Origin of the sequence: Methanoregula sp., from assembly GCF_041663825.1 — an archaeon.
GTDB lineage: Archaea > Halobacteriota > Methanomicrobia > Methanomicrobiales > Methanospirillaceae > Methanoregula.
Genome location: NZ_JBAYLY010000067.1, coordinates 1 through 2,790, shown reverse-complemented (window position 1 = coordinate 2,790; position 2,790 = coordinate 1). Strand labels below are relative to the sequence as shown.

Here is a 2,790-nt window from a genome sequence, read left to right as displayed (position 1 = left end):
GCAGTTTGTCGTGGAACTCGTCATCCTAAGCGTGCGAGAGTTGCTTCTAGAGTTTCAATACAAGATATGCAAACAAAAATTGATGAGAGATTTGGATATGGGTTGATTTTAGCTGACGAAAATAGCTTTGGCGGATTGACCACTGAATGTAAATTTATTGATTCTGAATATTGAGAATTTACTGCGTATCCTCAGAATGTTTTAAATGGTTTAGGACACCCGCAACGATGGACAGATACCAGATCGGAAAGAATGAGGTCTCCAATTAAATTTATAGAAAAAAAGGTTGAAGAGGCGTCAGGTGGAAAAGTTAAGATAATAGGTAATTACAATGGTATGTTGCATAAGTGTTTATTCTCTGATAAAGAATACGGTGAGTTTGAGGCTTATCCTGTTAATGTAATTCATCATAAAACCAGACATCCTGATGGTGCCACAGAACGACGTGAAGATGCCATGTTAAAACATTTTGGGGTACGACATCATATGCAAATTGCTTCACAATCTCTTAAAGTGGCCATAAAACACAATCGTAAATTTATTGAAAAGCATTGGGAAACTGGAGAAAAAATTATATGTATAGCTAGTTATGAGTTAAAAACTGTTCAGTGGTTAAATAAAACCAAAATTCGTTTTCTTTGGCAGCCACATGTTTTCTTTATGCCTGATGGAAAACGAAGCTATAGGCCAGATGCTTATTTAATTGACAGCGATTTATGGATTGAAATAAAGGGACGGTTTTATCCTGCCGCTAAAGAAAAATGGGATTGGTTTCATTCTGAATACAAAAACTCAGAATTGTGGAATAAAGATAAACTGCAAGAAATTGGTATCTTGCCCAAAAGGAAGATGTCAATCTAAAAACTACTTCTTGGTAATAATGCTGAGTTGGCCACATGCCGCCCCAGCAGCAACTTCTGCATTCGTGGCAACAGCTATCGCGTGATCGAAGCCAGCCTTTGCCAATTGATCGCAAACCATCTTAGTGAAATTATCCGTATTCAAAACATGCTCCTATACTACTAAACAAGGTTCACTCCCCGGATCACACCAGGACCCAGATTGTTCCCCTTAGAAATTTCGTTGGGATTGATTGGGCTGACCTTGATAAAGAACTTAGCTGGGTCGAAATTTGCCATCAGCTTCTCAATATCAAAATCATCTTCATCAACCAACGTCATATTGACCGTTGTCTTCAGCTTGGACTCAGTTCTAATCTGCCCAAGTTCCTGAATTGTCATCTTTTTTGTAACTGGAATTAAAGCATCTCTACGCGCCTCATCCAGTGAGTGAAGTGAAACTTGCAGGGTTATATTGTCTTTTATCCATGAGAAGTCCGAACCCTGCATTCCAATTGTAGAAACGTAATGGTGAGTTCCTGGATATTTCTCCTCAATGAGTCGGATAGCTTCTTGAACATAAGGAAGATTAAGGAAGGGCTCTCCCATTCTTGTATAGTTGATCTTATGCTCTTGGGCTTCACAAAAGCTTAGGTCACTATGCTGCGAAAGGATGAATTCGACTTGCTCTACAATCTCAGCCGCCGTGAGCTTTCTCCATCTTGGGAGCTTGCCAGTGGCGCAGTTGTGAACCAGAATGTCATTTGCAAAATATGTTTTCTCATCAGTCTCTATATTGTAAACATCACCATCATAATATTCTTCTGACACATCAACAACTACATCAAGAGAACTAAATGACTTTGATCTTTTACAATTAAGATAAATAGCTTTTGGGTGTACCGGCCGGAATGTGGCGCAAAAATCTTTATTCGACAACTCAGATTCCAAAACGAAACAGTCTTTTACAACACCATCGCTTTTATTTGATTCGTATAGTTTTATTTCAGATTTCACATCAAACAATAATAAGTATTTTGAGACCCTACCTAATAAATTGATATTTGTGTTGCATACTCTATATGATTTATTATTCCTTAAGGAAAATCCTTCAGCGTCCCAAAACCCCGCAACGTATCCACGTGCAAAATCTTTTGTAGATTCGCACTTCTCTACAAGTGAATCTAGTACTTCTTTTGACTTTTTACCAAAACTAAACCTACCATTATTGTGGCCATTATCCCAAACTTTTGTTGTGACAACCCCGTATTTGTTTAGTAATTTGCGACATAACGCAAGCGTTGTCTCTTCTGATTGCGACACGCTTGTTTTGAAAGAAGCATTTCCGGTATTCTTTGTGTAAACACCATCACCATCCACAAATCCAACTACCCAACCTAAATACCACCCTTCAGTTCTTGTGTGTATCTCGTTACACGAGATAGCCATATCACCAACCCTCACTGAGCTTATTGGAATAAACTTCTTTCTATACTTAAGACGCTTTATAGCAATTGGGTGCTCTGGAGTTCCGGTAACAATCTTTCCGCTTTTAGTAATTACATGAATGATTTTACCTGAATAGTGACGCTTCATTATCCCAGTTACAATAGATGCTTTAGAATACAATGAAGCGTATTCGGATTTTTCATTAGATGCTTTGGTAAGTTGATTTGAAATTACAATATCACCAACAGTAACGTCACAGATGTACTTATAGGAAAAGTTTGCCATTTGAATGACAGATGTTGGTAATAAGCAGAACTTACATCCCACTGGGCATCCACTCATTGTAGATACGCCTATCATCCACCGTTCCTTTCTACTACCAAGATTCTCATCATCTAGGGCGTTTTGGTTTCTACCAGTAGCGTCCTTGGTGTAGAAGGGTAAGAAAGTATCTGTACATTCGATAGGAAACCCATCGTCAGTTTCTAGGGCATATACCGTT

At 38.5% G+C, this 2,790-nt stretch carries 2 protein-coding genes; one reads left to right on the top strand and one right to left on the bottom strand.

The window, feature by feature from the left end; all coding sequences use genetic code 11:
* Positions 1-252: 252 nt before the first annotated feature.
* Entirely contained in the window at positions 253-861 is a 609-nt protein-coding gene (locus WCX19_RS15025; RefSeq protein WP_373009560.1) for a hypothetical protein, read from the top strand.
* Between the two features lie 161 nt (positions 862-1,022).
* On the opposite strand, the gene WCX19_RS15020 is transcribed toward WCX19_RS15025, so the two are convergent.
* Positions 1,023-2,790, bottom strand: a 1,768-nt coding sequence (locus WCX19_RS15020) for an LAGLIDADG family homing endonuclease (protein ID WP_373009558.1), incomplete at its 5' end; no start/stop codon positions are given.